The organism is Thalassospira sp. MCCC 1A03138 (genome assembly GCF_002115785.1).
Lineage (GTDB): Bacteria > Pseudomonadota > Alphaproteobacteria > Rhodospirillales > Thalassospiraceae > Thalassospira.
On the sequence record NZ_JFJY01000020.1, the window covers coordinates 1 to 2,354 of the forward strand.

Consider the following 2,354-nt stretch of genomic DNA (forward strand, 5'->3'; position numbering starts at 1 on the left):
ATTCCTAATCTGGGGGCCACAGGTTCGAATCCTGTCGGGCGCACCATTTCAGGCAATTGCCCTTCATCACGATTAATAGCGCTCGAACGAGTTGCGGACTGTCATGCGGGATGTGCTGTTAACAACGCTTCGATATCGTCCAATTGTGATTGCCAATCCACGCCGTCATCGGCACCTAAGATACGCAGCATGAACAGTCCCTCTGTAGCCATAAAAGCGGTTCGGGCTACTCGCGCGTCCGGTGTGTCTCCCATTTTGCCAAGGATCGACCGGTACCAGTCCGCAGTTTCCATGCGGTTCTCAGAATTTTGCATGTAAGCGATCATAAGGCCAGCCATCTTTGCGTCGATAGCGCCTTGTGCGGAGCGCATTGCTGAAATGTAGCTGCGAACAAAATTAATCGGACCCACACTCTCGATGTCAACAACAAGGGAGTCAAAATGGGTGATCCACCGATCGACCAATCCCTTGATCAGATCATCTTTTGACAAGAATGAATACTGGACGCCTCCCTTGGATATGCCCGCTGCTTTTGCAAGGGTTCCAATCGTGAGTGCCTGGGCTCCCTCGGTGTTCACGATGTCTTCGGCGATTCTCAAAAGGTCGTCGCGGGTGATTGTTGGTTTCCTGCCCATTTTTTCCTTCGCACATAATCAAACATAAAGATTGAAATCCATACGTATGTATTTATATGAGGCCTTTCAAACTATCATTTAGGTGTGTCAATGTCTGCCCCTTACCGTGACCCGAAGCGATGGATGATCCTCGTAGCGGTCATGCTAGCGTTTCTCCCTGTCGTCATTGACATGACCGTTCTTCATGTCGCAGTTCCAACCCTGACGCAGTCACTTGGTGCATCCAGTACTCAGGTATTATGGATCATTGATATCTATCCTCTCCTGATGGCAGGTCTGCTGGTTCCCATGGGGACGCTTGCTGACCGGATTGGTAACCGGAAGGTACTGCTTGCGGGCCTTTTGATATTCGGCATCGCCTCCGTTGCTGCAGCGTTTTCCCAAAGCGCTCCGATGCTGATCATTGCGCGTGTCCTGCTTGCGTTAGGTGGTTCGATGATTGTTCCCTGTGTGTTGGGAATCATCCGCCGGACCTTCGAGAACGACAGCGAGCGTGGGACCGCGCTGGGATTGTGGGGTATGGTTGGATCCGCGGGTGCCGCATTAGGGCCGCTAATCGGCGGAGGTCTTTTGGAGCATTTCTGGTGGGGTTCGGTGTTCTTGATAAATGTGCCGGTCCTGCTTTTGGTCGCCCCAGCCTGCTATTTTCTTTTGTCACGCGCGGAAGTGACGACACAGGGCAAGTGGGCCATTGGTCAGGCGTTGTTGCTGATTGCCGGCATGATTTCTCTTGTCTACGCTATTAAGGCAGGGGCCGGTCAGAGTCAGTCGTTCGAGATCGTTCTTGCTATCATGGCATTCGGTATCATGATGCTGTCGCTGTTTGTCAGAAAGCAGCTCCGGTCAGGCAATCCGATGCTGGACCTGTCACTATTTTCCCATCCCGCAATTGTTGCTGGGATCATCATGGCCCTCTTTGCTACGGGGGCCCTTGCCGGTGTCGAATTGACTCTGGCTCAGGAACTGCAATATGTCGTCGGGAAGACGCCTCTTGAAGCGGGCATTTTTATGATCCCGATCATGGTTGCTGCCGCAATCGGCGGCCCCATCGCAGGCCTGCTGTCGAAGATGTTTGGTCTGCGCCTCGCCGCGTCGTTGTCGTTGTTGGTCAGTGCCGTGGCACTGTATTACCTTGGCTGTGCTGATTTTCACGACCCGGGATTTGCCGTCCCTACAGCTCTCGCAGTTGTCGGTCTTACCCTGAGCATCGCGCTGACGGCGTCATCCATCGCCATCATGGGTTCTGTTGAAGCGGAAAAAGGTGGTGCAGCAGGCTCACTGGAAGGTACTGGCTATGAATTGGGTACAGGCCTCGGTATCACTTTCTTTGGCGTCTTCATGGCCAGCGTTTACAGCCGGGCCATCGAAATACCGACCGATATTGCGTTGCCGTTGGCCCAACATGCCTACCGTTCGATAGGTGACACCTATCTTGTGGCCAGTGAGCTCTCGGTCGAACACGGCGCAGATCTCATAGCGGCGGGCAAGGTTGCCTTCAGCGCCGCCCATGTCACATTGTTGTCTGTTGCAGCTGCTATGATCGCGGCTTTGGCCATTGCCGTCTATTTCCTGTTGGCGGGCTATCGCCCAACAGGAAATGCGGCAAACTGATCAGACCATCCAACATTCGGGAGCCCAAAGGGCGTCAGAGGTTGGATTCTATTCAAATTGATATCGCTATTGGGGCAGCTAATTGAATGCCTCTTGCCGATAAAGTGC

The 2,354-nt window shown here is 53.3% G+C and carries 2 protein-coding genes; one reads left to right on the forward strand and one right to left on the reverse strand.

Annotation, left to right across the window (positions count from 1 at the left end):
• Window positions 1-101: 101 nt before the first annotated feature.
• On the reverse strand, window positions 102-635 hold the full coding sequence (locus TH468_RS21045) for a TetR/AcrR family transcriptional regulator (RefSeq protein ID WP_085646382.1): 534 nt from the start codon (window positions 633-635) through the stop codon (window positions 102-104).
• A 123-nt stretch (window positions 636-758) separates the two neighbouring features.
• On the opposite strand from TH468_RS21045, the gene TH468_RS21050 reads away from it, so the two are divergent.
• Window positions 759-2,246: an MFS transporter gene (locus TH468_RS21050; protein ID WP_210402282.1), complete on the forward strand. Its 1,488-nt coding sequence runs from the start codon at window positions 759-761 to the stop codon at window positions 2,244-2,246.
• The last annotated feature ends 108 nt before the right edge of the window (window positions 2,247-2,354 follow it).

Coding starts and splice junctions, on each gene's coding strand:
- TH468_RS21050 (WP_210402282.1), top strand. CDS start 759: ATGATCCTCGTAGCGGTCATGCTAGCGTTTCTCCCTGTCGTCATTGAC.
- TH468_RS21045 (WP_085646382.1), bottom strand. CDS start 635: ATGGGCAGGAAACCAACAATCACCCGCGACGACCTTTTGAGAATCGCC.